The 26,178-nt window shown below is 39.5% G+C and carries 24 protein-coding genes; 23 read left to right on the top strand and 1 reads right to left on the bottom strand.

What is annotated here, in order from left to right; translation table 11 throughout:
* The first annotated feature begins 59 nt into the window (after positions 1 to 59).
* Together JMW05_RS09930 and JMW05_RS09935 are read left to right on the top strand one after the other, a co-directional pair.
* Positions 60 to 608 (top strand): hypothetical protein, encoded by a 549-nt coding sequence (locus JMW05_RS09930; RefSeq protein ID WP_201505101.1) that lies wholly within the window; start codon positions 60 to 62, stop codon positions 606 to 608.
* Between the two features lie 71 nt (positions 609 to 679).
* Positions 680 to 1,240 (top strand): hypothetical protein, encoded by a 561-nt coding sequence (locus tag JMW05_RS09935; protein ID WP_201505102.1) that lies wholly within the window; start codon positions 680 to 682, stop codon positions 1,238 to 1,240.
* A gap of 74 nt (positions 1,241 to 1,314) precedes the next feature.
* Here JMW05_RS09935 and rluB read toward each other — a convergent pair whose 3' ends face one another.
* Positions 1,315 to 2,226 carry a 23S rRNA pseudouridine(2605) synthase RluB gene (rluB, locus tag JMW05_RS09940; RefSeq protein ID WP_201505103.1) on the bottom strand — a complete coding sequence of 304 codons (912 nt, stop codon included), beginning with the start codon at positions 2,224 to 2,226 and terminating at the stop codon, positions 1,315 to 1,317.
* Between the two features lie 381 nt (positions 2,227 to 2,607).
* Here rluB and JMW05_RS09945 point away from each other — a divergent pair, with 381 nt between their 5' ends.
* The 21 genes from JMW05_RS09945 to JMW05_RS10045 all read left to right on the top strand — a co-directional run bounded on the left by JMW05_RS09945 (position 2,608) and on the right by JMW05_RS10045 (position 26,160).
* Complete coding sequence (locus JMW05_RS09945) at positions 2,608 to 3,696, top strand: polysaccharide biosynthesis/export family protein (RefSeq protein ID WP_201505104.1); 1,089 nt, start codon at positions 2,608 to 2,610, stop codon at positions 3,694 to 3,696.
* 10 nt (positions 3,697 to 3,706) lie between these two features.
* Complete coding sequence (locus JMW05_RS09950; protein WP_201505105.1) at positions 3,707 to 4,132, top strand: low molecular weight protein-tyrosine-phosphatase; 426 nt, start codon at positions 3,707 to 3,709, stop codon at positions 4,130 to 4,132.
* Between the two features lie 13 nt (positions 4,133 to 4,145).
* Positions 4,146 to 6,359 (top strand): polysaccharide biosynthesis tyrosine autokinase, encoded by a 2,214-nt coding sequence (locus tag JMW05_RS09955; protein WP_201505106.1) that lies wholly within the window; start codon positions 4,146 to 4,148, stop codon positions 6,357 to 6,359.
* A gap of 30 nt (positions 6,360 to 6,389) precedes the next feature.
* Positions 6,390 to 8,354 carry a polysaccharide biosynthesis protein gene (locus JMW05_RS09960; RefSeq protein ID WP_201505107.1) on the top strand — a complete coding sequence of 655 codons (1,965 nt, stop codon included), beginning with the start codon at positions 6,390 to 6,392 and terminating at the stop codon, positions 8,352 to 8,354.
* A gap of 57 nt (positions 8,355 to 8,411) precedes the next feature.
* Complete coding sequence (gene tviB, locus JMW05_RS09965) at positions 8,412 to 9,689, top strand: Vi polysaccharide biosynthesis UDP-N-acetylglucosamine C-6 dehydrogenase TviB (RefSeq protein WP_201505108.1); 1,278 nt, start codon at positions 8,412 to 8,414, stop codon at positions 9,687 to 9,689.
* A 30-nt stretch (positions 9,690 to 9,719) separates the two neighbouring features.
* Positions 9,720 to 10,745 (top strand): NAD-dependent epimerase/dehydratase family protein, encoded by a 1,026-nt coding sequence (locus JMW05_RS09970; protein WP_201505109.1) that lies wholly within the window; start codon positions 9,720 to 9,722, stop codon positions 10,743 to 10,745.
* A gap of 86 nt (positions 10,746 to 10,831) precedes the next feature.
* On the top strand, positions 10,832 to 12,103 hold the full coding sequence (locus JMW05_RS09975) for a lipopolysaccharide biosynthesis protein (protein ID WP_201505110.1): 1,272 nt from the start codon (positions 10,832 to 10,834) through the stop codon (positions 12,101 to 12,103).
* A gap of 14 nt (positions 12,104 to 12,117) precedes the next feature.
* Entirely contained in the window at positions 12,118 to 13,308 is a 1,191-nt protein-coding gene (locus JMW05_RS09980; protein ID WP_201505111.1) for a UDP-N-acetylglucosamine 4,6-dehydratase, read from the top strand.
* 49 nt (positions 13,309 to 13,357) lie between these two features.
* The gene (neuC, locus tag JMW05_RS09985; RefSeq protein ID WP_201505112.1) at positions 13,358 to 14,506 is read left to right on the top strand and encodes a UDP-N-acetylglucosamine 2-epimerase; all 1,149 of its coding nucleotides are present in this window, start codon (positions 13,358 to 13,360) and stop codon (positions 14,504 to 14,506) included.
* A 2-nt stretch (positions 14,507 to 14,508) separates the two neighbouring features.
* Positions 14,509 to 15,582 (top strand): N-acetylneuraminate synthase, encoded by a 1,074-nt coding sequence (gene neuB / locus JMW05_RS09990; protein WP_201505113.1) that lies wholly within the window; start codon positions 14,509 to 14,511, stop codon positions 15,580 to 15,582.
* Complete coding sequence (locus tag JMW05_RS09995) at positions 15,575 to 16,213, top strand: acetyltransferase (protein ID WP_201505114.1); 639 nt, start codon at positions 15,575 to 15,577, stop codon at positions 16,211 to 16,213. The genes neuB and JMW05_RS09995 overlap by 8 nt, the downstream gene beginning before the upstream one ends.
* Before the next feature lie 9 nt (positions 16,214 to 16,222).
* Positions 16,223 to 17,272 (top strand): nucleotidyltransferase family protein, encoded by a 1,050-nt coding sequence (locus tag JMW05_RS10000; protein ID WP_201505115.1) that lies wholly within the window; start codon positions 16,223 to 16,225, stop codon positions 17,270 to 17,272.
* Positions 17,272 to 17,955 (top strand): acylneuraminate cytidylyltransferase family protein, encoded by a 684-nt coding sequence (locus JMW05_RS10005; RefSeq protein ID WP_201505116.1) that lies wholly within the window; start codon positions 17,272 to 17,274, stop codon positions 17,953 to 17,955. The genes JMW05_RS10000 and JMW05_RS10005 overlap by 1 nt, the downstream gene beginning before the upstream one ends.
* Positions 17,956 to 17,964: 9 nt before the next feature.
* Positions 17,965 to 19,002 carry a hypothetical protein gene (locus tag JMW05_RS10010; RefSeq protein WP_201505117.1) on the top strand — a complete coding sequence of 346 codons (1,038 nt, stop codon included), beginning with the start codon at positions 17,965 to 17,967 and terminating at the stop codon, positions 19,000 to 19,002.
* A gap of 94 nt (positions 19,003 to 19,096) precedes the next feature.
* Positions 19,097 to 20,131 (top strand): glycosyltransferase family 4 protein, encoded by a 1,035-nt coding sequence (locus JMW05_RS10015; RefSeq protein ID WP_201505118.1) that lies wholly within the window; start codon positions 19,097 to 19,099, stop codon positions 20,129 to 20,131.
* 11 nt (positions 20,132 to 20,142) lie between these two features.
* The gene (locus JMW05_RS10020) at positions 20,143 to 21,261 is read left to right on the top strand and encodes a glycosyltransferase (RefSeq protein WP_227691504.1); all 1,119 of its coding nucleotides are present in this window, start codon (positions 20,143 to 20,145) and stop codon (positions 21,259 to 21,261) included.
* Between the two features lie 9 nt (positions 21,262 to 21,270).
* Positions 21,271 to 22,620 (top strand): phenylacetate--CoA ligase family protein, encoded by a 1,350-nt coding sequence (locus JMW05_RS10025; RefSeq protein ID WP_201505120.1) that lies wholly within the window; start codon positions 21,271 to 21,273, stop codon positions 22,618 to 22,620.
* A 1-nt stretch (position 22,621) separates the two neighbouring features.
* Positions 22,622 to 23,764 carry a hypothetical protein gene (locus tag JMW05_RS10030; protein ID WP_201505121.1) on the top strand — a complete coding sequence of 381 codons (1,143 nt, stop codon included), beginning with the start codon at positions 22,622 to 22,624 and terminating at the stop codon, positions 23,762 to 23,764.
* Positions 23,764 to 24,906: a glycosyltransferase family 4 protein gene (locus JMW05_RS10035; RefSeq protein ID WP_201505122.1), complete on the top strand. Its 1,143-nt coding sequence runs from the start codon at positions 23,764 to 23,766 to the stop codon at positions 24,904 to 24,906. The genes JMW05_RS10030 and JMW05_RS10035 overlap by 1 nt, the downstream gene beginning before the upstream one ends.
* Positions 24,903 to 25,517, top strand: coding sequence for a sugar transferase (locus JMW05_RS10040; protein WP_201505123.1), 615 nt, complete (start codon positions 24,903 to 24,905; stop codon positions 25,515 to 25,517). Before JMW05_RS10035 ends, JMW05_RS10040 begins: the two co-directional genes overlap by 4 nt.
* Positions 25,510 to 26,160: a NeuD/PglB/VioB family sugar acetyltransferase gene (locus JMW05_RS10045; RefSeq protein ID WP_201505124.1), complete on the top strand. Its 651-nt coding sequence runs from the start codon at positions 25,510 to 25,512 to the stop codon at positions 26,158 to 26,160. The genes JMW05_RS10040 and JMW05_RS10045 overlap by 8 nt, the downstream gene beginning before the upstream one ends.
* Positions 26,161 to 26,178 lie beyond the last annotated feature (18 nt).

A 26,178-nucleotide genomic window follows, 5' to 3' on the forward strand; every position in this document is an offset into this window, starting at 1 on the left:
GCAAGCCACAAGGTTAGGTATCATGAATCATTGATTTTGAATTGAGCAAGGATACGACTGTGACCCAAGCGACCGCAATGCTGGTAATGTTTATTCTCTATGGCGTACTGCCAGCGGCAGGCTTGTATATCGGTTATCGTACGGTCAAAAAAATGACCGCGCCCAAGATGTTAAGCTATGACGCCATACCAAGGCTGGGATACGTACCCGAAAAAAGCCTGCCCAATGATATCAAAGCCATGCTGGCAGACATCAACCAAAAGGGCGAAAAACTGCGTCTGTTGTATGGTGATACCAATAACGATGGCAAAATCGACGACAAAGACACCGTCACCGAAACCTACGTCATGATAGAAAGCCTTATGGACACCCACATCCCGCAAGCAGTGGCTGATTATCGGCGCTTGCATGACTTGGACGGTGCGCGCGCTGAGCATACCAAAATCCAAAACTCTGATATGACGGGTAAAGAGGCTTTGGTGGATGTCTTAACCACCATTAACCGTCAGTTTGATAACTTACTGGATGCTGCTTATCATCAAGATGGGCAAAAGCTATTGATTACCAACCGTTATTTGACCAAGCGCTTTGACGATGTGTCTTCATAATACCTTGTAACCCATGACCATCGCCGCAATCTATATTGCACAGAAAATATAAACCATTAAGGCGGACGACCATGAGCATGCTGATTGGCACAGGGGTGATGTTTGTAGCAGTGACGTGGTATGTGGGTAAGAAGAGCTGGCATGCGCTGCACCGTATGGTCGGCATCACGCCAGGCACTATGGTCTATCACAACCCACAAGTCCCAATAAGGCTACAAGACTTGCGCTTGCAGCAGCTGAACCTTGATAAGACCCATTTACAAAGCTTATCGGACACGCATCTTGCTGCGCTACAGCGTATTGACAGTAAAATCGGTCACTATCAGCGCTACTACAAAGATACCCAAAGTAAAAAAACAGCGTCATTACCCACAGCGAGTGAGCAAGACGTGATTGTGCACAAGCTTATCCATACCCGCTTGCCTGACATGCTGCGCAGTTATCATTTGCAGCACACGCTTGCTATTGCGCCGCCTAATGCTGAACAGACCAACAGCGCAGAGGCGCTATTGATGGACAGTCTACAAGGTATCGAAAAGCAGCTGGATGCAGGCTTACAAGCCTTGCAGCAAAAGCACATGGATGATTTGCGCATCATGAACCGTTATATCGACCAAACCACACGCTCATAAAAAAACTGCCAATAGTGCGTGCTATTGGCAGTTTATACTATTACTAAGTTAAGGTGTGTCTACCACAATTGAACTTATTGCGGCTTACGACCACGTGATTGCTGCGGCTTGCGGCTGCCAGATTTGTTGTCAGTGCTGCGCTGGTCGCTGCGACCTGTTGGATTGGTACGACGTGCTTTTAGCGGTTTGTCTTTGATACGCTCTTGTTTGCGCTTGGCCGCGCCGTGCAAGCCTGTACCGTGACGAGGACGCAGATTCACAAGGTCGGTTAGGGTATGAATCTCTTTTTTGTCCAGCTCCAAGAAGCGGCCTGTGCGCAGCTCTTTGGGTAGCGCGATTGAGCCGTAGCGCGTTCTTAATAGACGGCTGACTTTTAAGCCTTGTGATTCAAACAGACGACGCACTTCGCGGTTACGACCTTCTTTGAGTTTGACGTGATACCATTTATTGATACCTTCGCCGCCCCCTTCTTTAATGTCATCAAATTGCGCCATACCGTCTTCGAGCATCACGCCTGCGGTTAGTGTACGCGCAATCTCTGGCGTCACTTCGCCGAGCACACGTACCGCATATTCACGTACGATTTCGTTCGATGGGTGCATCAAGCGGTGCGCCATTTCGCCATCATTGGTAAATAGCAAAAGACCGGTTGAATTGATATCTAGGCGGCCGACCATGACCCAGCGGTCGTGGGTGAGTTTTGGCAGACGGTCAAATACCGTTGGGCGACCCTCAGGGTCTTGCGCTGAGCAAATTTCACCTTCAGGCTTGTAATAAGCAAGCACGCGGCGGCGCTTTTCATTTTCTGAGGTGTATTTGATTAAGCGGCCATCGACACGGATTTCATCGCCTTGGCTGACGCGATCACCAATGGTAGCAGGTGTGCCATTGATAGAAATACGTCCTGCTTTGATGACCTCTTCAATTTGACGACGTGAGCCAAGACCCATACGGGCAAGGGCTTTTTGTAATTTCTCATCTTTCATAACGATATCCTTGAATCGGTAATTGACATTTCGCAATGTATAAAACGCGCATGTTGCGCAATAGGGCATATGGATTGATATGCTGTTTTGCGGCAGGTATTATGCCATATTTTTTAAATACAAATAAGCGTCGTGATGTCATAATGTTTGGTTACGTTCCTACATATGTCTTACTTTATGTGTTCATACGCTTTTACAGATAAACGGTAATAAAATATATTTTTATGTTAATTCAAAGTGGTTATTATTTAATCATGAATGAGTTATGTTATGATGCTGCTTACTTATGTTAAGAACGTAAAAGTAGGTCAATGTTTACTTTAAATATTGACCGATTCGGATTTTTTGACAGTTGTATGTGATGATTGAGGTCAATGTTCTATGCGCCAGACAACAAAGTTGCTGAGTACAGCATGTATATTACTAAGCAGTACACTTTATGGTTGTGCGACAACAACCATTAATGCAGGTTTACAGTCTGGAGATTTGCCCCCAAGCGGTTCTTTTGTTGCCGAAAACGGCCTCAGTTTTACAGTGCAACCGGTCAGTTTGGCGAATCTACCGCCAAAGCGCGTGAATAACTATTCAGCATCGACTCGCGATTTAGCGCAGCTGCTTCGCACGTCAGGTCGTGTCGACTATAAAATATCTCAATCAGACGTATTGAACATTACTTTGGTCAGTTATCCCGATATTACCAGCGCAGGCGCTTCAGGTTATCCTGTTGACCAACAAGGTTATATTCAATTTCCCCTTATCGGGCGTATAAAAGCCAGTGGTATGAGCGTGCCGCAATTTACTGCCAATTTGCGCAGTCGTTTGCAGCGCTATTTAAAATATCCTGACCCACAGGTTAAAGTTACCGACTACCGTGGTAATCGCTTCTTCATTGACGGTGAAGTGGCAAAATCAGGTGAGTTTAATATCTCTGATGCCCCAGTTTCTTTGTATACCGCCATTTCTATGGCAGGTGGCGCTACCGAAGAGGGTGACACTGACAATATTACGCTCAATCGTAATGGCCAAAGCTATCAAGTCAGCTTCCAGGCACTGCGTCAAATGGGCGCTTCTGCCAATCAAATTTATCTAAGAGACGGCGATTCTATTCATGTCAACAGTAAAGACATCAATAGAGTGTATGTACTCGGCGAGTTCGGTAAAGTTGCACCTGTGCCTATTCTGGAGCAAGGTTTAAGTTTAGCTCAGGTCATTGGTGAGTCTGCTGGTCTAAACCCGAATACTGCAAATGCCGCTAAGATATACGTGGTACGAGATCAACCTGGTACCAATCAGGCCGACATTTACTATGTTGATATGCAGCAAATCACCAGTTTTGCCTTGGCCAATCGCTTTGAGATGCAGCCAAACGATATCATCTATGTGGATCCAACAGGTCTTGCGCGCTGGAACCGTGTGCTGAGTGCGTTGCTACCGTCTACTTCCGCCATCAGAAGCGTTTCATCATTATAAGTAGGTTTTTATGAATAACATATTGGTGGTTTGCGTAGGCAATATCTGCCGCAGTCCAATAGGCGAGGTGCTACTCAGACAGCATTATCCTAACAAGCACATTGACTCAGCAGGATTGTCTGCCGTTGTGGGCAGCGGAGCAGATGAGAAGTCTGTGCAAGTCATGGCAGATGAAGATGTGGATATGAGCGGACATGTTGCCAAGCAAATCAATGAAGATTTGGTCAAAAAAGCGGATTTGATTTTGACCATGTCAAAAAGTCAAACCAAATGGATTGAAGATCAATGGCCACATTGCCGTGGTAAGACCTTTAGAATCGGGCACTGGATTGATAAAGATGTGGCTGACCCTTATGGTCATGACGAATCAGCATTTGAGACTGCCAAACAAGACATCGTTGATAGTTTGGATCAGTGGTTTAATAAAATCAGTTAAGTAGTGAACATTTATGAATACAGATTCAAACAATTTGTCAAAAACCTCTACTCAAAAAAGCAGCGATGATATTGATTTGCTGGCACTAGCATTCTCAGTATTGCGTGGCTGGAAGATAATTGTTCTTTTTGCATTACTAGGTCTTGTGGTTGGCGTTTTATACAGCCGTTATGTCAACCCTACTTACAAATCTGACGCTTTAATCCAGATTGAAGAGCAGTCACAAGGTATTTCTTCTGCACTTGAATCTAGTGACTTGGTAACATCATCTGTAGGGCCAGCCCAAACAGAGGCACAATTGATAAAATCACGTATGGTACTTAGCCCTGTCGTGGATCGTCTACACTTGGATATTCAATTAAGAGATCCTAATGTAGGTACATTTGATAGAATCAAAAGTAATAAGACAAATACACAGTTCAGTTCGCCTGAAGGTGTGTTTTTAGATACAGATAATGGTCAAGTGCAAGTCAGTAAATTTGAAGTATCACAAGACTACCTTAATAGACGCTTTACATTATCCCAAACAAGTGAAGGTTTTGTTCTAAATGATGGTTTTGATGATTTTCGTGGCCAGCTAGGTCAACCTTACCGATTCCGCGGTACAGATGGTGCAATTGAAATTCAAGTCAATGAACTACCAACTGGTAACTATCCTATCAGTATTACCAAACAATCTTTGCAAAATACCACAGATGCCATTAATTCAGCATTAACTGTTGCAGAAGCAGGTGCGCAGACAGGAATGATTCAGCTGTCCTTAACGGGTCCGAATCAAGAACAAATCAGTCTTATCTTAAAAAACATTATTCTCTCATATATTGACCAAAACCAATCACGAAACTCTGAAGAAACGACGCGTACTATCAAGTTTATGGAATCACAGATTCCAAATATGAAACAAAAACTTGAAACTGCAGAAGCAGCATTCAATACTTTTCGTGAAAATAATGGCACGATTGATGTTAATCAAGAAGCCTCTATGCTTGTAGCAGAAAAGGGACAGATTGACGCACAAATTAATGAGTTAAAACTTAAAAAAGCAGATTTAACAACCTACTATACTGAAGAGCATCCTCAAGTCATACAAATCAATGACCAGTTGCAAGTGCTCAATGATAGAAAGCGTGAAATTGACAATAGAGTAGAGCAATTACCTGAAGTTCAAAGACAGTTTTTACAGCTATCTGAAGACATGAATATCAATCGCGAAATTTATCTGACGATGCTTAAGAACTATGAGCAGCTAAAAATCGTTAAGGCGGGTCAGATTGGTTATGCACGTATCGTTGATATGCCGATAAGTACATATAGAGTAATCGCGCCTAAGAAAAATCTGATAATAATGATAGCCCTCATATTGGGAGCATTATTTGGTGTGATTGTTGTATTGCTTAAAAATGCACTTAAAAATACCGTCAAAGATCCTGAACGTATTGAAGAGAAAACTGGCATCCCGGTTATTGCCACAATCCCACGCTCACCCTCACTGTCGCGTTTGGCGAAAAAGAAAGACACACCCAATCGATTACTCGCCTATATCGATAATAATAGCTTAAGCTATGAAGCGATTAAGAGTTTGCGTACTTATTTGATGTTTGGGATGCCAGAAACGGGGAAGCTTGGACATCGTGCCAAAATTGTGCTTATTTCAGGAGAAAGTCCTGGTGTTGGTAAGTCTTTTATTTCTGCTAACTTAGCGGAAGTGTTTGGTCAGCTCAATAAGAAAATTCTGGTGATGGACGCAGATATGCGCTTGGGTGAGATGCATCGCTTATTTAATATGGAGCCAGACAATGGCTTGGCTGAGTTGCTAAGCCATGAGCAGATAACAGATAGCAACATTGCAGGTGCTATTCACCCCACGGCGATGGATCATATCGATTTTATGCCGCGTGGGAAGCAGCCGCATAACCCCGCATCGCTATTAACAGGTGAGCGTTTTGACGAGGTTATGCAGCAGCTAAGTACGCACTATGACTACATCATTATCGACTCTCCGCCAGTATTGGCAGCCTCTGACCCCATCATTTTGTCACAATATGCTGATAAAGTACTTATGGTTGCGCGTTATGATAAGTCTATTGAAGGCCAGCTCAATTACGCTATTAGGCAAATGAGTAAAGCTAATATTCGAGTTGATGGCATTGTACTTAACGATGTACAGCAGACCAAAATGAGTAAATATAGTTATCACTATAATTATGCTTATGGCAACAATAAATAAACATAAGAATATCTGCTGAGTATTAAGTGTATGAATATTGAGCTGAACAATGATCTGAGGTCTCAAAAAAACAGAAAGCCTAAGGGTTGGACGCATTATATGGTCAGTAAGCTTTTGGGTTTACCCCGTCTTATCAAAAAAATTATCTTAAGTAGTGCTGACTTTGTCATGGCAGTATTGTGTTTGTTTTTTGCCTTGTCACTGCGTTTTGGCTATATGGATGCGCATATTTCCTTTATAGCACTATGCATGTATGCTGTGATACCTGTTGTTGGTTTACACATTATAGGATTCTATAAGGGCGTTGCTCGTGGGTTTTTTGATGCGTTAATGGGTAAAGTGCTACAATTATTTTTTGTACTGATTTTATTGTATGAGGCGATATTATATTTTGACGTCTTCCCAATTATGCCACGTTCAGTACCGATACTGTTTCTATTCCTATTTTTTATCTGGCTTTGGAACAGCCGCTTGACGATTAAGGAGCTGTTAACTCGTTGGCAGAATAACGGTATCGAGCATCAACAGGATGCGACAGAGATTGATAATGTTGTTATTTATGGTGCAGGGCATGCAGGACAAAAGCTATTAGATGGACTAAAAAATTCCCATAAATATAATGTGGTAGCCTTTGTTGATGATGATCCGCAGTTGACGGGTGCCTATATATTGGGTAAACGAATTTATGCTGCCCAAGATCTTATTGAAGTCGTTGACGAGCTTCATGTTGCCCAGGTCTTTTTAGCGGTTCCCTCTATTAGTCGCGCACGTAAACGTCAGATTATTAACAAACTGGCTGATATCTCTATTAAAATAAAAGAGTTGCCAAGTTTACAAGAGATTGCCGATGAAAAAGTAACTGTCAGCCATATGCGTAAGATTGATATTTTAGATGTGCTGGATAGGCAAACCGTAGAGCCAGATGAGTGTCTGCTGGCTAGAAACATCACAAAGAAAAACGTACTGGTTACGGGTGCTGGTGGCTCTATTGGTAGCGAGCTGTGCAGACAAATCATCAAAAATAAGCCGCAGTGTTTGGTGCTCTATGAGCTGTCAGAGTTTGCGCTTTATAGTATTCATCAAGAATTACTCGCTAAGCAGAAACGTAATCCTGACTATCAAGAAACTCAGATTATTGCTCTCATTGGTAATGTTACTAATGAAGATAAGTTGTATCGCGTGTGTCAGGAATACAGTATACAGACGGTATATCACGCGGCAGCTTATAAGCATGTACCTATCGTAGAATTTAATCCTTTTGAAGGATTGATCAATAATACCAAAGGTACCTATCACTGCGCGCGTGCCGCTATACGTGCCGAAGTTGATACCTTTGTACTTATTTCGACTGATAAAGCAGTGCGTCCAACCAACGTCATGGGTGCCACTAAGCGTTTGGCTGAGCTGACCTGTCAAGGACTGAGTAAAGTCAGCACTAGAACCTGTATCAGTATGGTGCGTTTTGGTAACGTACTTGGCTCATCTGGCTCAGTGGTACCTGTGTTTACCAAACAGATTGAGCAAGGTTTGCCTATCACCGTTACTCATCCTGATGTCACACGCTATTTCATGACGATACCAGAAGCCGCCAATCTAGTGATACAAGCAGGGGCGATGGCCAAAGGCGGTGAAGTCTTTGTCTTAGATATGGGTAACCCCGTCAAAATTGTCGATTTGGCACGGCGCATGATTCATCTTAGTGGCTGTGAAGTCAAGGATGAGCGTCATCCTAATGGTGATATTGAGATTGTCTTTACTGGTCTACGTCCTGGAGAAAAGCTGTATGAAGAGCTGATTATCGGAGACGACAATATCGAAGCCACTGAGCACCCTCTTATCATGCAAGCGATGGAACACAGCTTCCCATTACAAGATATTGAAGCAGTCTTGACGCATACACCTGATAGGGCGAAAGAGAATGATGTTGTCTGGCTAAAATCTCAACTGACAACATTTGTGGTAGGTTATCGGCAGGACGACGCACAAACAATATAACACCTTGATAAGCAATGTAGTTTTAAATAATGAGTAATAATTTTTTGAGGAATAAGCATGTTACATATTGATGATATTAAAATTGCGGTAATCGGTTTAGGTTACGTTGGCTTGCCATTGGCGGCAGAGTTTGGTAAGCATCGTCCAGTCATTGGTTTTGATATCAATGCGCAGCGTATTAACGAGTTGTCATCAGGCGTTGATCATACCCTAGAGGTTAGTGAAGAAGAGCTGGCAGAGGCGACACAGCTTAGCTACAGCTCTGATATCAATGCGCTAAAAGACTGCAATTTCTTTATTGTCACTGTGCCTACACCCATTGATGACTATAAGCAGCCAGACTTAACACCGCTTATAAAAGCATCGGAGGCAATCGGCGGCGTATTGAAGCAAGGTGATATCGTTGTTTATGAGTCTACCGTGTATCCTGGTGCGACTGAAGAAGTATGTATTCCTGTATTAGAAAAAGTGTCAGGCTTAACCTTTAATCAAGATTTTTATGCAGGCTATAGCCCAGAGCGTATCAATCCAGGCGATAAAGAGCATCGTGTCACCAATATCTTAAAAGTGACAGCAGGTTCGACGCCAGAAGTCGCTGATTTGGTAGACGACGTATATAATCTAGTCATTACTGCAGGCACGCATAAAGCCGCATCTATTAAGGTTGCTGAAGCCGCAAAGGTGATTGAAAATACCCAGCGCGATGTGAATATTGCCCTAATTAATGAGCTTGCCGTTATCTTTAATAAGATGGGCATTGATACTCAGGCAGTATTAGAGGCAGCTGGCACCAAATGGAACTTTTTACCGTTCCGTCCGGGTCTGGTCGGCGGTCACTGTATCGGTGTTGACCCATATTACCTTACCCATAAAGCACAAGCCATCGGCTATAACCCTGAAATCATCTTGGCAGGTCGTCGCCTCAATGACGGCATGGGCGAATACGTGACTACGCAGCTTATCAAAACCATGATCAAAAAGCGTATTCAAGTAGAGGGTGCAAAAGTACTGATTTTGGGTCTTAGCTTTAAAGAAAATTGCCCAGATGTACGCAATACCAAAGTTATTGATATCGTACATGAGCTGCAAGAATACAATATCGACGTTGATGTCTATGACCCATGGGTAGACGCAAGCGAAGCTGAGCATGAGTACGGCATAGCACCAATCTCTACACCAAGTAATGGTCAATACGATGGCATCATTCTAGCGGTTGCGCATAAAGAGTTTGCACAAATGGGCGTTTCTGCTATTCGAGATCTAGGTCGTGATAACCATGTCTTATATGACCTAAAGTATCTGTTTGCCAAAGATGACACTGATATTCGTCTATAAATTATCCATACATCAAGATTGGAAAGCATTATGTCAAAGTATGAACAAGTCAAACAAGAACTGTTAACTGATAAAAAAACATGGCTGATTACAGGTGTTGCTGGGTTTATTGGTTCAAATTTGCTTGAAACCTTACTAAAGCTTAACCAAACCGTTGTAGGCTTGGATAATTTTGCCACAGGTTTTCAGCACAATTTGGATGAAGTGCAGTCACAAGTGAGTGATGAGCAGTGGCAGAACTTTCGTTTTATAGAAGGTGACATCCGTAGCTTGGAAGACTGCCAGACAGCCTGTACTGGCGTAGATTACGTACTGCATCAAGCTGCGCTAGGTTCTGTGCCGCGCTCTATTAAAGACCCGATTACGACCAATAGCGCGAATATCACAGGATTTTTAAACATGTTGACAGCAGCGCGTGATGCAGAGGTATCCAGCTTTACCTATGCGGCAAGCAGCTCAACCTACGGTGATCATCCAGCACTGCCTAAGGTTGAAGATAATATTGGCAAACCGCTATCACCTTATGCGGTAACAAAGTACGTTAATGAGCTGTATGCAGAAGTGTTTGCCCGCACCTATGGGTTTAAGACCATTGGTCTACGATATTTTAATATCTTTGGTAAGCGCCAAACGCCAGACGGCGCTTATGCTGCTGTGATTCCGAAGTGGACGGCAGCAATGATCAAAGACGAAGATATTTTTATTAATGGTGATGGTGAGACCAGCCGTGATTTTAATTTTATTGAGAATGCGGTACAGGCAAATATTTTGGCAGCAACTACGACCAATCTAGATGCTAAAGATCAAGTCTATAATGTCGCTGTGGGTGACCGCACTACATTGAATACGCTGTTTGACTATATTAAAGATACCCTTAAAGATAATAATGTAAGTTATGATAAAGCGGCGGTATATCGCGACTTTAGAGAGGGTGATGTACGTCATTCGCAGGCAGATATCAGTAAGATCCATACATTGCTGGGCTATGCACCAGAGTATCGTATTAGCCAAGGTATTGAAGTAGCCATGCCATGGTATATAAAAACGTTAAGCTAGAGTCAATAGCAGACGCTTTATCGTATAGCGTCTGCTATAAATTTGCAGTCTATGGCTGAGTATATGTTGATAAAGATGTTGATATCATGGGAATAATCAAGAAAAACAGTTTCGTAAGTGGTGCAGGCGTTTATTTATTCTCTAATATTCTCAATGGTGTTATACCTTTTTTATTGCTTCCTGTACTGACAAGATACCTGAACCCTACTCAGTATGGCGAAGTAGCTATGTTTCAGACCTTATTAGGTGCTCTAAGTGCCTTTGTTGGCGTTACTTTCGTTGGTGCTGCTGGACGCAAATACTATGACGGTGATGTAAGTCACGATGATTTAGCACAATTTATTGGCTCATGCTTACAATTAATACTGGGATTTTCACTAGTAATATTTCTTTTATTTGCTCCTTTTTATGAACAAATTGCTTCATGGGTCGGCGTGCAGCCTAAATATGTTTTATGGGCTGTACCAGTAGCAACCTGTGCAGTGATAATTAGGATTCGATTAGGTCAGTGGCAAGTACAAAAGCAATCCATTAAGTATGGAATACTGCAGATATCACAGAGTTTAATGAATGTTTTGCTTTCTTTAAGCTTTGTAGTAGTACTTTTACAGGGTGCCTCAGGAAGAATAGATGCACAGATTGTTACTCACTTAGTATTTTTAGTTGTTGCTATTGTCTTATTAAAAAAAGATAAATTGTTAAGTATTCTAAGAATAAGAAAAGACTATCTCATAGAAGCACTTCGTTTCGGTGTCCCATTAATACCACATACGGCAGGTGCATTTTTATTAGTATCGGTAGATAGGTTTGTTATTAATAAAGAGTTAGGATTGGATAGTGCAGGTATATATATGGTTGCTGTCCAAATCACATCAGCTATAGGTGTAGTCTTTGACGCGATTAATAAAGCTTACGTTCCATGGCTTTTTGAAAAGCTAAAGAATGATAATATAGAAGAGAAAAAACAGATTGTAAAATTTACTTATATTTGGTTTTTCCTTATATTTTTAGGTGCAGCAATAGCTTTTATTATCGGTCCCATATTAGTGACACTTGTAGCAGGAGAAGAATACGCGCGTGCAGGTGAAGTTTTTGGTTGGTTGGCATTGGGACAGGGTTTCCAAGGTATGTATTTAATGATTACTAACTACATATTTTATTCTAAAAAAACAGGCTTACTATCAGCAGCATCTATTGGTTCTGGTGTACTGAATTTAGGCTTGCTTATTATTTTTGTTAGATTCTTTGGTTTAGAGGGTGCGGCAATCGCATTTGCTACATCAATGTGTATTCGTTTTTTATTAACTTGGTGGATAGCGAATAAACGCCATCCTATGCCTTGGTTTAATTTTATTTAAAATGTAGGTTATTTATGTTGTCAATTTTAGATTTGATTGGTCGAGAAAGAGAGCTTTTTTCACAGGATATTAAAAAGAATTCAGAAGAGCTTTCGAAAATTGTTTCTACATCTAAATTTTTGGTTTTAGGTGGTGCGGGCTCTATAGGTCAAGCGGTAGTTAAGGAAATCTTTAAGAGAAATCCTAGAAAATTGCATGTGGTAGATATTAGTGAAAATAACTTGGTAGAGTTGGTTAGAGATATTCGTAGCTCTTTTGGTTATATTGATGGGGATTTTCAAACTTTTGCGCTTGATATAGGTTCCTTAGAATATGATGCTTTTTTCAAAGCTGATGGCGATTTTGATTATGTATTGAACTTATCGGCATTAAAACATGTACGTAGTGAAAAAGATCCTTATACACTCATGCGTATGATAGATGTAAATATATTCAATACAGAAAAAACTTTAAAACAATGTATCGATGCTGGCGTAAAGAAATATTTTTGTGTATCTACAGATAAAGCAGCTAATCCTGTAAATATGATGGGTGCATCGAAAAGAATTATGGAGATGTTTCTAATGCGTAGAAGCTTGGAAATAGATATTTCCACAGCACGTTTTGCTAATGTTGCTTTTTCTGATGGTTCTTTGCTACATGGTTTTAATCAAAGATTAGAGAAAATGCAGCCTATAGTGGCACCAAATGATATAAAAAGATATTTTGTAACGCCGCAGGAATCTGGAGAGCTATGTTTAATGTCATGCATTTTTGGTAAAAACCGTGATATCTTTTTTCCTAAACTTAGCGAAGATTTGCATTTAATTTCATTTTCCGATATTGCTATAAAATATCTTAAGCAAAAAGGATTTGAACCCTTTTTATGCTCTGATGAAGATGAATCACGTGAACTGTCTAAGGTCTTACCTAAAAAGGGGCAATGGGCTTGCTTTTTCTCAGGTAGTGATACTACAGGTGAAAAAGATTTTGAAGAGTTTTTTACTATTAATGAAACACTTGATATGGAGCGTTTTGCTAAGTTAGGAGTTATAAAAAATGATCCAGAATTTAATGCTCAACTGATAGAAGAATTTGAGAAAAAAATAGATACTATGAAAAGTAGCCTAGAATGGACCAAGGAGGATATTGTGGCTTTATTTTTTAAAATGATTCCTGACTTTGGACATAAAGAAACTGGAAGATATTTAGATAGCAAAATGTAACAAAACTAAAGTGTGTATAAAGTAAGAGATGTATAAAAGGGAAGTTAATATGCGTAAAATAGCAGTCTTTACAGGCACACGAGCTGAGTACGGTCTTTTGTATTGGCTTCTCAAAGATATAAAAGAGGATGTAGATTTAGATTTACAAATTATAGCAGGAGCTATGCACTTATCTCCCGAATTTGGGCTGACATACAAGCAAATCGAAAATGATGGTTTCGTTATTAATGAAAAAATTGAAATGCTACTATCTTCGGATTCTGCAATAGGTACAGCTAAAAGCATGGGTTTAGGTATTATAGGCTTTGCAGACGCATTAGCACGTATGAAGCCTGATATATTAGTAATTTTAGGAGATCGTTTTGAAGCATTAGCTATTGCTCAGACGGCTATGATTTTACGTATTCCTATCGCACATATTCATGGTGGTGAAATAACTGAAGGAGCATATGATGATGCAATTCGACATGCTATTACTAAATTAAGTTTATTTCACTTTACATCTAGTGAGACGCATCGTAATAGAGTTATTCAGTTAGGTGAAGCACCTATACGAGTACATAATGTTGGAGCAATAGGTCTTGATCATTTAAACCGTAGTCAATTTATGTCAGTAGAAGCATTATCAGACTCACTCGGCTTTAATCTAAAAAAACCTTTTTTGTTGGTAACTTACCATCCAGTGACTTTAATGAATGAGCCAGCAAAAGATTCTTTCACTAACCTATTAGCTGCCTTAGATTATTTTCCCAATCTACAAGTTATATTAACTTATCCGAATGCAGATGATGGAGGAAGGGAAATTATTCCTATCCTAGAATCATACGCTAAAAATCAACCAGAACGTGTTTTATCAATACCATCGCTAGGTCAATTGCGTTATCTAAGCGCAGTAAAGTACGCTTCAGCAGTTATAGGGAATTCCTCAAGCGGTATTATTGAAGTTCCATCATTTAAAGTGCCCACAGTTAATATTGGGTCAAGACAAAAAGGGCGTTTATGTGCTGAAAGTGTTTTCTTGAGCTCTACAAACGTAGATGACATTGTTGATACAATTAGAATAGCACTAGAAAGTGATATAACTCACGTGACCAATCCCTACGGTCAAGGAAATGCAAGCGAGTTAATTATAAATGAATTGAAAGCAAGTAATTTAGATCAAGTAAAAACTTTTCATGACATATTAGGAGACGTTTAATAATGGTGAAAATCATAGCAGAGGCAGGCGTCAATCATAATGGTAGTAAAGAGCTTGCTATTAAGTTAATTGATGCTGCATATACGGCAGGTGCTGACATTGTAAAATTTCAAACTTTTAAAGCGGCTCATTTAGTTACCAAAGATGCTCAGCAAGCAGAATATCAAATGAAAAACACAGGCATTGACGAGTCTCAGTTTGAAATGTTAAAAAAGCTAGAACTGAGTTATGATACTTATAAAGAGCTGGCTGAATACTGCAATAGTATAGGAATTGAATTTCTATCAACAGCTTTTGATAAGGAAAGTCTAGATTTTCTAGTAAATGATTTAGGGCTAAAGACGTTAAAAATTCCTTCTGGTGAATTAACGAATGCGCCATTTGTGCTTGAGCATGCCAAAACAGGGCTTGACCTCATTGTATCGACAGGTATGGCAAGTCTATCTGAAGTAGAATCTGCACTAAGTGTTATAGCATTCGGCTTGGTTAATAAAAATGGTATAGAGCCTAGTGAAGAAGCTTTTAAAGAGGCTTATGTCAGTGAAGAAGGTCAAGATGCACTTAGCAATAAAGTTACACTCTTACATTGCACTACAGAATATCCTGCACCGATAGCTGAAATAAACCTTAACGCAATGAAAACACTATCTTCGTCTTTCAAATTGACTGTTGGCTATTCAGATCATAGCGCTGGAATAGTTATACCTATAGCCGCAACAGCACTAGGTGCTTGTATAATCGAAAAGCACTTTACTTTAGACAAGTCAATGCAGGGACCTGACCATAAGGCTTCGTTAGAACCTGAAGAACTAAATGAGATGGTAAAAGCTATTCGTAATGTTACAAAAGCTCTTGGTAATGGTGTAAAGAGTCCACAGTTATCTGAGATAAAAAATAAGATAGTTGCACGTAAGAGCTTAGTTGCTGCGCAAGATATCAAAGCAGGTGATATATTTACTGAAAGCAATTTAACAGTGAAGCGTCCTGGTAATGGCGTATCACCTTATAATTATTGGTCGTTACTTGGTGAAATCGCGAAAGAAGATTACCGTGAAGGGAATCTTATAAATGTCTAAGTATTTAGCAATGATAGGATCAGGGGGACACGCTAATGTATTGGCAGAAATTTTATTATTGCAGAAAAAAAATATCATTTGTGTCGTTTCTCCAAACGATATAGATATAGATAGTCCTTTATATGGTATAAAACATGTCAAAAGTGATGATGTGTTTTTGGATATGTATAAATCAAAGGATGTTGAGCTGGTAAATGGTATAGGTAATATGCCGAACAGTGACTTAAACTCAAGAGTTTTTGAACTATTTTCAGAAATGGGATATTGCTTTGCTTCAGTCATTTCTCCTTATGCAATAGTATCAGAATATGCTCAGCTGTCTGAAGGTGTGCAAGTAATGCATGGAGCAATTATTCAGTCAAGAGCAAAAATTGGTATGAATACGTTGATTAATACTGGTGCAGTTGTTGAGCATGATTGCTGTATAGGTTCATACAATCATATTGCTCCTGGAGCTACATTAAGTGGTAATGTGGTTACTGAAGATCATGTGCATATCGGTACTGGAGCAAGTATTATACAGAGTATTAAGGTCGGCACTGGAGCTACTATAGGTGCTGGATGTTCGATTGTTCGAGATATATTTAGAAACCAAGTGGTAGTTCCTGCTAAAATTCGTATTCTTCGTTAGGACTCATATATGGACCAATGGAAAGATGTCATCTTAAGACCAGAAACTACTATTCGTGAAGCAATGCAAACAATTAATAAAGCAGCTTTACGTATTGCACTAGTATGTGATGCAGAGGACAAACTACTCGGTACAGTTACAGATGGTGATATTCGACGTGGGCTGTTATCACAGTGGGGTATGCAAGACGCTGTAATAGAGGTAATGAACAAAACCCCAATCGTAGTAAAAGAGAGTAGTAGTATACAGCATCGTAAGAAGACGATGGAAAGCCATAGTCTATTATCCTTACCTGTCATCGACAATGAAGGTTATGTAGTTGGTCTTGAAACCTTAAGTCAGTCCGAGAAGATGACGAAAGTTGATAATCCTGTATTTATCATGGCAGGAGGATTTGGTACTCGTTTGCGTCCGTTAACAGACACATGTCCCAAGCCTATGCTTAACGTGGGTAAGAAACCTATGTTAGCACATCTAATAGATAGATTTATTGAACTTGGTTTTTATAATTTTTATATTTCTACACACTATATACCTGAAAAAATTCATGATTATTTTGGGGATGGTAGTAAATGGAATGTTAATATCACATATATTCATGAGGAATGCCCTTTGGGAACGGGTGGTGCTCTTGGACTCCTTCCTCAAGATATTCCTAAACTACCATTAATAATGATGAATGGTGATGTATTAACTAAATTAGATTTTAAGCAACTGCTAAATTATCACCAAAGTCATAATTTGGACGCAACAATGTGCGTAAGAGAGGTGGAGCATACGGTTTCATTTGGGGTTGTAGAAAGTAAAGATGGTCTTATAACAAATATGGTAGAGAAGCCCACGTATCGATACCATATTAATACGGGTATCTACGTATTAAGTCCAGAATGTGTTGGCTCTGTAGAAAGGAATGTCAAATTGGACTTACCTACTTTGCTCGAAAAAAGAATTAGGAGTAATGAAAAAGTTGGTATCTATAGAAATTATGAATATTGGCTAGATATTGGGCAAATGGCAGACTACCACAAAGCGCAGCAAGATATAGAAGGTCTTTTTTAATGAATATAGCTGTTATTCCCGCAAGAGGTGGAAGTAAGCGTCTGCCAGGTAAGAATATAAGAAAATTAGCAGGAAAGCCTTTGATAGCTTGGACTATCGAAGCCGCTATTAGTAGCCAGCAATTTCAACATGTTTACGTTAGTACAGACTGCAAAAAGATTGCAAAAATCTCTAAAGAGTATGGTGCAGAAATTCCTTTTATTAGACCTCCAGAGCTTTCTACTGATGTTGCAACAACAAATGACGTCATTATTCACTTGATAGATTGGTATGAAAATAGATATGATCAGCAAGTGAAAACGGTTACTATTCTACAGCCTACATCACCTCTGAGAACTTCTACGCATATAAAAGAAGCTAAATCGTTAATGCTCTCTAAAAATGCCAGAGCCATAATATCAGTTTGTGAACTGGAACATCCTCTTGAATTTTGTAATACACTTGATCAAGATAATTCTATGAATGGTTTTATTGACCCTATAAACTTAAAGAGAACACAAGACATTCAAAAGGTTTATAGGCTAAATGGTGCTATTTATATTATTGATAGGTCGTATGTTGAAAGGTTAAGTAATATTTACAGCGATGGATCTTATGCGTATATCATGGATAGAGCTTCATCTATTGATATTGATAATAAAGAAGACTTCGATCTTGCTAATTATTACTTCAATAAAAGGTAATTTCTAATTTTGAAAAATTTATATATTGTTGAATCTCCATTACAAGCTTTATGTGCTTTAGAGGTGTCATTAGATAAAGATAAAACTAATGAAGAAAATTTCATCATTATTAAACTTTCTAATGGTGATAGAAAGAAAAATGACAATCAGATTTTAGATATTTTGAACCAGAGGAAATGGAGCAAGAAAAAAATAATAGTAGGTCTGAAAATAAGAAATGTTGTTACTAATAATTTTTTTCAAAGAAGAGTGTTAGATAGTATAAGAAATGATTTTTATGATGATATAGATAATTTATATCTTGGGGAGTTTAGATCTATATTCATGCATTTGGCTAAAGTTGCAGTTGAAGCTGATAATGTTTTCATAATGGATGACGGCGCAGCAAGTATAAATACTATAAACAGATATATTAAAAATAATAAATATTATCCCCATGATAATTTTCTTCCCAAAAACAAAATAAAGAAAATAGTTTTTAGATTGATATACAAAAAATATATTAATAAATTTCTGCTAGATAAGCCTGCTGTTTTACTGACAGCCTTTCACTCGAAAGATGAGAAGAATATAAAGAGAATATATTTCAAAGAATCGCAGAAAAAAATAAATACTTTTAGTAAAAAAGATAAAAACTTAGTGTTTTATTTTGGATCCAAATATAGCGAAGCAAATATTATTAGCTTGGAATATGAAATAGAATTTTTAACTGAAGTAAAAAAGTTTTATGGCGATAAAAATTTAGTTTATTTTCCGCATAGAGATGAATCTGAAGAGAAATTAAAAGTTATATCTGAAGATATTGGCTTTAAATTAAGTTTCACAAACTCTATAGCAGAATTGTACATAATGCAGTGCGATAAATCACCACAGGAAGTAGCAGGTGCATACACTAGTGTATTAAATAACGTCAATGTGATTTTCCCAGAAATAACTTGTAGAGCATTTAAGCTGGATTCTAAAAGAATTGATCCTTCAAGATTGAATATTATTGAGAGTGTCTATAGTTTCTACAAGTCTACTGGTATAAATATTCAAGAACTGTAAATAATAGACAAAATATGTTGGTTTTTATATGAATATACATTATATCGCGCCTTGTCGAACTAAGTTTCCTTCGATGGCCGCAAGCAGTATTCACATGATGAAGATGTGCGAAGCATATTCTAAACTAGGTCATGATATATGCCTTATTGCTTCTTCTAATGGCTATACTACAGATGAGCTGTTAGAGGCTTATGGGATACAGTATCCTTTTAGTATCCATTTAATCGATATACCTAATAACAAGTCTGGGAATATTATTTATGCAGCAAAAGCAGCATATTACTCTAGACGTCAGAATCCTGATATTGCTATAGGACGTTCAGTAACTTCCTTGTCAACACTATGTTTATCTCAACAAAAAGTTTCTATAGATTTACATGGTCCTGTTTGGGAGTTTAATAAACTAGATTATTTTCTTTTTAAAAGTATTTTAGACAAAAAGCATCTGAATAAAATTACAGTGAATTCTCAAGCACTGAAGGACATGTATATTGAACATGGTCTCTATGGTTCCCAAGATATCGTTGTAGCTCACAATGGTAGTGATGCATCAGTGAATAAAATCAGTAAAACATCTTTTTTTGCTGAAGATAAAATTAATGTAGGTTATTTTGGGAGTTTATATAAAGGACGTGGTGTAGAGCTAATTATCAAACTTGCTGAATACTTTGCAGACTTAGATTTTCATTTATTCGGTGGTAGCCAGTCAGAAGTAAGTGAGTGGCAAAAAGAAATTGGTGATACTAAAAATATTTATTTCCATGGAAATATTCCGCATGCCAAGGTAGCTTATTATAGAAACCAGTGTGACGTACTTCTAGCACCTTATAGCGCTAACAATGTTGCGGTTGCAGGAGGTAAAGGGGATTCAAGTAGATATATGAATCCTATAAAGATAGTTGAATATATGTCTAGTGGCAAAGCAATAGTTACCTCTAATCTATCAGTACTAAAAGAGCTTCTTGGAGAAGATGGGGCAGTATTTTGTGATCCAGATGATATTGAGCAATGGGTAGCCGCAATAGATACCTTAAAAGATAAAAAGGTCAGAGATGGCTATGGTAAGGTTGTACTAGATAAGTTCAATAAAGGTCTAACTTGGGAAGCAAGAGCGCAAAAGCTGTTGTGAGGTATATGAGTATGAAAATAGTGCATATCATCATAGGCTTAAATATTGGTGGTGCTGAGCTGATGCTTAAGCGTTTAGTGCTTAGAAGTCAGAAAAAAGGTACCTTTCAGCACGAAGTCATTTCTTTAATGGATTTAGGGTCTATTGGTAAAGATTTGCAAGAGCAAGGCATAACTGTACATACACTTAATATGTCTTCTATCTTATCTAGTCCAGTAGTCTCTTTGCGCTTATATAAGCTATTAAAAAATATAAAGCCTGATGTGGTACAGACATGGATGTACCATTCAGACTTGATAGGCGGACTGGCTGCCAAAAAACTGGGTGTTAAAAATATTATTTGGGGTATACGTAACTCTGAGATAGACAGCAATAGTGGTATTGCTAAAAAAGTGATTCGCCAAGCTTGTGCTGGCGTTTCGAGCTTTATACCTTCTTCTATCGTTTGTGTTGCAAATAAAGCAAAAGAAGTACATGCTGCAATAGGGTACGATGATCAAAAAATGGTCGTCATTCCTAATGGTTTTGATTTGTCATTATTTTATCCTGATGAACAAAAAAGAGAGAGATTGCGGACACAGCTCAATATATCTCCTGAAGAGCTGGTAATTGGTCACATGGGGCGCTTTGCACCTGCTAAAAATCATATCAATTTTATTAAGGCGTGTTTACTGTTGCTTGATAAAGGATATCGTTTTAAAGTGTTTCTAGGCGGTCGTGATGTTGATCTCGATAATCCTAAAATTGCGGGATTATTTGCCAATAACTCATACAAAGATAGTTTTGTATTTTTAGGTCAAGTACAGGATACCGCTGTCTTTTACAACGCTATAGATGTATTTTGCTTAACCTCAATTACAGAGGGCTTTCCTAATGTATTAGGTGAAGCAATGGCAACGCAAAAAGTATGTCTGAGTACGGATGCAGGGGATGCAAAAATTATATTAAACGATAGTGGCTATCATATACCGTCGACTGATTATCAAGATATTGCTAAAACACTTGAGCACAATGTGTTGAATGCCGAGCCTTTACAGTTAGAGACTGTTGCTAAAAAAGCGCGATTAGCTATTGAGAAAAATTATACTTTAGATAAAGTTGTCAATGATTTTGAAGCACTGTACCGCTAGGAGGTCAATATGTCCTTAAAAGAAAAATTCATCAAAAAAACGCCTATGTTCGTACAGAGCTCTGCTATTTCTTTATTTAATACATATCAGTATAAAGTTCGTCATGGCGGTGAATATAAAAAAATTCGTGAATATTATGCTAAAGTTGAAAGCTTCACTGCTAGCCAACTGGATAAAGAAATCAAAAAGAAACAAAAATCTTTTTTCAAATACGTTAAAAGAAAATCGGCTTGGTATAACAAGTTAAATATTAAAGATTTAACAAAAAATATCCCCCTAGAGAAGCAAGATATTATTAATGACTTTGATAAAATTAAGACAATTAGAGAAAAGGATGGCATTGTAAGCCTGACGGGCGGTACGACAGGTGCATCTATGAAAGTTGTGTACACAAAAAAAGATATGCAAGAGCGTTTTGCTATTTTAGATCATTTTAGAGCGCAACATGGCTACCATTTAGGTAGAAAGACAGCTTGGTTTTCTGGAAAAAATTTAATATCTGAGCATGACATTCAAAATAATATCTGCTCGCATTATGACTTTATTAATAAGATTCGTTTCTATTCTACTTTTCATATTAATCAAGACAGTTTTCATGTGTACTGGCAGTCGCTGGTTAAGTTTCAGCCAGAGTTTATAGTAGGCTTTCCGTCTAGTGTTTATGAGCTATGCGAGATTGCAGACAGTCTGGGTTTGCAATTGCCAACACCTGTGAAAGTGTTTTTTCCTACAGCTGAGACAGTGTTGCCAAAGCATCGTGAAGTTATTGGGCGTGTGTTGGGCTGTCAATTGGTTGATCAATATGCGTCTTCTGAAGGTGCGCCATTTATATTAGAATGTACGCACGGTCGTTTACATATTCATCCATTAACAGGTATTTTTGAAGTAGTAGATGAGAATTTGCAGCCAGCTCAAAGTGGTGAATTGTTAGTAACATCATACACAACCCATGGTACGCCATTGATTCGCTATCGGATAGGTGACAATATTACTTTGGCAGACTCTAAGGAAACCTGCTCTTGTAATTCAATTTTCCCATTAGTCGAACGTATAGATGGACGAACGTCAGATTATATCTTGTCGCCAACGCATGGAAAAGTAAATCTTGGAAACATCAGTAATAGTACTAAAAATATTGAAGGTATTATTAAGTTTCAGGTTATTCAGAATCAACTTAAGGCATTACAGGTATTGGTTGTCTGCAGTGATAAGTTTAATCAACAACAAAAAGAAAGTTTTAGAGCTGCATTGGTAGAGCGATTCGGCGATAACATGACTATTGATATTATTGTAGTTGATGATATTGCTACCGAAAAAAGTGGCAAATTTAGAATTGTAAAAAACTTATTGGATAGCTAGTATGCTCAGTATTGGGTTAGATTTTTACCAAGGGATGCTGGCTTTTATATACCTTTTTGTAAGTTATACATTGGTATATGCAGTCGGTTGCCAAAAAAAGCACGATGTCGCAAAAGTAACGGCACTTTTCGTATGGCATACTTTATTTTCGGTAGTATATTGCTATTATACCTTTACAGGTGGTGGGGATGCTGTTCAATATTATTTACATTCTTTGGCCAGTCATAAAATAGAACTGTATCCCGGCAGTCCTTTTGTAAAGGCCTTCACTACTATTTCCTCTAAAGGTCTGGATGCGAATTATTTAAATGCCACATTACAGTATAATGCGGTAGGTACTATGGGGCTGGTATTACTTTATTTATCTATCAAAAAATATTTAATCGAACTACCTAACTATTGGCTGTTTATATTATTCATACCATCCATGAGCTTTTGGAGCTCGGGTCTTGGCAAAGACGCCATCTCTTTCTTTGCAGTCTGTCTATTCCTATATGCTTTGGTCGCGAGCAAGCGCGCAGTAATACTATTGCCCCTATCGTTTTTTTTGGTTTTCATGGTACGCCCGCATATTGCCGCGATGATGCTTATATCGTATGTCATATATTTCATTATTCAGGCTCGGGTGCATGTCACGTTTAAGCTCATAATATTACCAGTAATAGCAGTCGCTTTGTTTTTCTCAATCAATTTTGTTCAAAGTTATGTTGGTATAGAAGACGCGTCAATAGATAGTGTAAGTAGCTATATTGATAGACGTCAAGGGCTGAACCAAGGTGGCGGGTCTTCATTGGATATCGCTTCTATGAGCTATCCTATGCAGATGTTCACATATGTTTTTAGACCATTGCCATTTGATGTGCATAATATTGTATCCTTGGTTACCAGTTTAGAAAATACAGTATTATTGTTTTTATTCGTTTATATTTTATTAAAAATTAAATTCAAATTAAAAACCTTATTGCAAGGCAAGCATTTATGGTTATTTACCTATGCTTTTTTGACCTGTACGATATTAGCACTGACCACGCCGAACTTGGGTATTGCGACGCGGCAAAAGTGGATGTTTATGCCTATATTGATATATCTACTTATCTTCGCATTCTATCAAAATAAAATGAATAATAGAGCTAGAGCCGTCTAATGAAATTCTTAATCATCGCCAGTTACCCTGCATCCATTTTACAATTCCGTGGCGCTCTCATTGCTGCTATCAAAGATGCAGGGTTCGAAGTGCATATCGCCGCGCCTGACTTTGGCGACTATCCTGATGAGCACCAAGCGCTAAAAGGTTTGGGTTATTATGTGCATGACATTGCTATGCAGCGTACGGGTACCAATCCCAAAAAAGACTTAAAAACCATTGTTGAGCTATATCGCTTGATGACGAAAGTTAAGCCTGATTATGTGCTTGGCTATACCATCAAACCGGTGATTTATGGTTCGCTCGCGGCTAAGCTTGCCCGTGTGCCGCATATTTTTGCGCTGATCACAGGGCTTGGTTATGCCTTTAGTGGGGCAGATGAGGTAGGGTACAAAAAGTCCAATTTACAAAAAGTGATGCATCAGTTGTATGCCGCAGCATTGATGACAGCTGAGAAAGTCTTTTTCCAAAATCCTGATGACCAAGCGCTGTTTAAAAAAATGGGCATTTTAAAACCATCAACACCCAGTACGGTGGTCAATGGCTCAGGCGTCAATGTATCAGAATACAGCGTTGCGCCATTGCCGACAGAAAACGACGTGCCTGTACCGCGATTTTTACTCATTGCGCGTTTGCTTGGCGCAAAAGGGGTACGCGAGTATGCTCAAGCGGCAGCCATTATCAAGTCGCGTCATCCGCAAATACAGTTTGATTTGGTAGGCTGGGTCGATGACAATCCTGATGCGATTGAGCAGCGTGAGCTGGATGCTTGGATTAAGGATGGTCTGTTTAACTTTTTGGGCAAGCTTACAGATGTCAAGCCTGCCATTGCAGACAGCTCGGTTTATGTGCTGCCCTCTTATCGTGAGGGGACGCCGCGTACTGTGCTAGAAGCAATGGCCATGGGTCGCGCGGTTATCACTACCGATGCGCCAGGTTGCCGAGAAACGGTCATTGATGGGCATAATGGCTATCTGGTACCCGTCAAGGATGCGCACGCCTTGGCTGAAGCCATGCAAAAATTTATCGATGAGCCTGAGTTAATTGCTAAGATGGGTCGTGCTGCTCGCCAAATGGCGATGGATAAATTTGACGTCAATGCGGTTAACCAGATAATGTTAACGGAGATGGGAATACAATGATAAAACGACTGTTTGATATTGCAGCGGCGTCCAGCGCGCTCGTGGTCTTAGCGCCTGTCTATGCGGTGACCGCTTATAAAGTAAAAAAGAATTTAGGCTCGCCTGTCTTATTTCGTCAGGTTCGTCCTGGTTTGCATGGTAAGCCGTTTGAGATGCTCAAGTTTCGCTCAATGAAAGATGCGGTTGATGCTGATGGCAATGTGCTGCCTGATAGCGAGCGCTTGACCGATTTTGGTAAGCGTCTGCGTGACAGCAGCTTGGATGAGCTGCCTGAGCTTTGGAATGTGATTAAAGGCGATATGAGCTTGGTAGGGCCGCGTCCCTTATTGATGGAATATCTGCCGCTATACAATGACGAGCAAAAACGTCGCCATCACGTGCGTCCTGGTATTACAGGCTATGCGCAGGTTAATGGGCGTAATGCGATTGGCTGGGATGAAAAATTCGCGCTTGATGCATGGTATGTAGAGAACCAATCACTATGGCTGGATATCAAAATTTTGGCTAAAACGGTCAAAAAAGTCGTCATTAAAGACGGTATCTCTGCTGAGGGTGAAGCAACGATGCCAAAGTTTACTGGCAGTATGGCAGCTGAGCCAAGCCATGCGTAAGGTATGTGCGGTTTATGGCGCATCGGGTTGTGGTCGCAGCTTGATGCCTGTTGCCAAAATGACGGTGATGCGGGCAGATAGCGCAGCAGGTTTGGTATTTATTGACGACGGCTTAGAGCAGCCTGCTACGGTCAACGGCTATCCAGCGATGAACTATCAAGATTTCGTCGCACTAAGCGCTGACAAGTCAGTACTAATAGCCATTGCCAATAGCCAAGTACGCGAGCGCATTGCAGCCAAACTTGCTGCCGATGCTATTGCGCTCTGGTCAGTGCAAGCAGACAGCACCGTCATTATGGATGACGTGAGTATAGCAGCAGGTGCAGCGTTTAGCCCTTTTGTGACTATTGGTGCAAATGTGCGTATCGGCAAATGCTTTCATGCCAATTTATACAGCTATGCCGAGCATGACTGCGTCATTGGCGACTATGTGACCTTTGCTCCGCGTGTCAGCTGTAACGGCAACATTCATATCCATGACCATGCCTATATCGGTGCAGGTGCCGTGATAAAGCAAGGCACGCCCGATACACCTTTAGTCATCGGTGAGGGCGCAGTCATCGGTATGGGTGCTGTCGTCACCAAGAGCGTGCCCGCAGGCGCTGTCATGATAGGTAACCCCGCCAGACCCATGGTGCGCTAAGATGCGCTCAGTTTTTTC

Source organism: Psychrobacter aestuarii (genome assembly GCF_904846035.1).
Taxonomy (GTDB): domain Bacteria; phylum Pseudomonadota; class Gammaproteobacteria; order Pseudomonadales; family Moraxellaceae; genus Psychrobacter; species Psychrobacter aestuarii.

What these genes read in the sequence shown, in the direction of transcription:
- JMW05_RS09935 (WP_201505102.1), top strand. Translation starts at nt 680, where the DNA reads ATGAGCATGCTGATTGGCACAGGGGTGATGTTTGTAGCAGTGACGTGG.
- rluB (WP_201505103.1), bottom strand. Translation starts at nt 2,226, where the DNA reads ATGAAAGATGAGAAATTACAAAAAGCCCTTGCCCGTATGGGTCTTGGC.
- JMW05_RS09945 (WP_201505104.1), top strand. Translation starts at nt 2,608, where the DNA reads ATGCGCCAGACAACAAAGTTGCTGAGTACAGCATGTATATTACTAAGC.
- JMW05_RS09950 (WP_201505105.1), top strand. Translation starts at nt 3,707, where the DNA reads ATGAATAACATATTGGTGGTTTGCGTAGGCAATATCTGCCGCAGTCCA.
- JMW05_RS09955 (WP_201505106.1), top strand. Translation starts at nt 4,146, where the DNA reads ATGAATACAGATTCAAACAATTTGTCAAAAACCTCTACTCAAAAAAGC.
- JMW05_RS09960 (WP_201505107.1), top strand. Translation starts at nt 6,390, where the DNA reads ATGAATATTGAGCTGAACAATGATCTGAGGTCTCAAAAAAACAGAAAG.
- tviB (WP_201505108.1), top strand. Translation starts at nt 8,412, where the DNA reads ATGTTACATATTGATGATATTAAAATTGCGGTAATCGGTTTAGGTTAC.
- JMW05_RS09970 (WP_201505109.1), top strand. Translation starts at nt 9,720, where the DNA reads ATGTCAAAGTATGAACAAGTCAAACAAGAACTGTTAACTGATAAAAAA.
- JMW05_RS09975 (WP_201505110.1), top strand. Translation starts at nt 10,832, where the DNA reads ATGGGAATAATCAAGAAAAACAGTTTCGTAAGTGGTGCAGGCGTTTAT.
- JMW05_RS09980 (WP_201505111.1), top strand. Translation starts at nt 12,118, where the DNA reads ATGTTGTCAATTTTAGATTTGATTGGTCGAGAAAGAGAGCTTTTTTCA.
- neuC (WP_201505112.1), top strand. Translation starts at nt 13,358, where the DNA reads ATGCGTAAAATAGCAGTCTTTACAGGCACACGAGCTGAGTACGGTCTT.
- neuB (WP_201505113.1), top strand. Translation starts at nt 14,509, where the DNA reads ATGGTGAAAATCATAGCAGAGGCAGGCGTCAATCATAATGGTAGTAAA.
- JMW05_RS09995 (WP_201505114.1), top strand. Translation starts at nt 15,575, where the DNA reads ATGTCTAAGTATTTAGCAATGATAGGATCAGGGGGACACGCTAATGTA.
- JMW05_RS10000 (WP_201505115.1), top strand. Translation starts at nt 16,223, where the DNA reads ATGGACCAATGGAAAGATGTCATCTTAAGACCAGAAACTACTATTCGT.
- JMW05_RS10005 (WP_201505116.1), top strand. Translation starts at nt 17,272, where the DNA reads ATGAATATAGCTGTTATTCCCGCAAGAGGTGGAAGTAAGCGTCTGCCA.
- JMW05_RS10015 (WP_201505118.1), top strand. Translation starts at nt 19,097, where the DNA reads ATGATGAAGATGTGCGAAGCATATTCTAAACTAGGTCATGATATATGC.
- JMW05_RS10020 (WP_227691504.1), top strand. Translation starts at nt 20,143, where the DNA reads ATGAAAATAGTGCATATCATCATAGGCTTAAATATTGGTGGTGCTGAG.
- JMW05_RS10025 (WP_201505120.1), top strand. Translation starts at nt 21,271, where the DNA reads ATGTCCTTAAAAGAAAAATTCATCAAAAAAACGCCTATGTTCGTACAG.
- JMW05_RS10030 (WP_201505121.1), top strand. Translation starts at nt 22,622, where the DNA reads ATGCTCAGTATTGGGTTAGATTTTTACCAAGGGATGCTGGCTTTTATA.
- JMW05_RS10035 (WP_201505122.1), top strand. Translation starts at nt 23,764, where the DNA reads ATGAAATTCTTAATCATCGCCAGTTACCCTGCATCCATTTTACAATTC.
- JMW05_RS10040 (WP_201505123.1), top strand. Translation starts at nt 24,903, where the DNA reads ATGATAAAACGACTGTTTGATATTGCAGCGGCGTCCAGCGCGCTCGTG.
- JMW05_RS10045 (WP_201505124.1), top strand. Translation starts at nt 25,510, where the DNA reads ATGCGTAAGGTATGTGCGGTTTATGGCGCATCGGGTTGTGGTCGCAGC.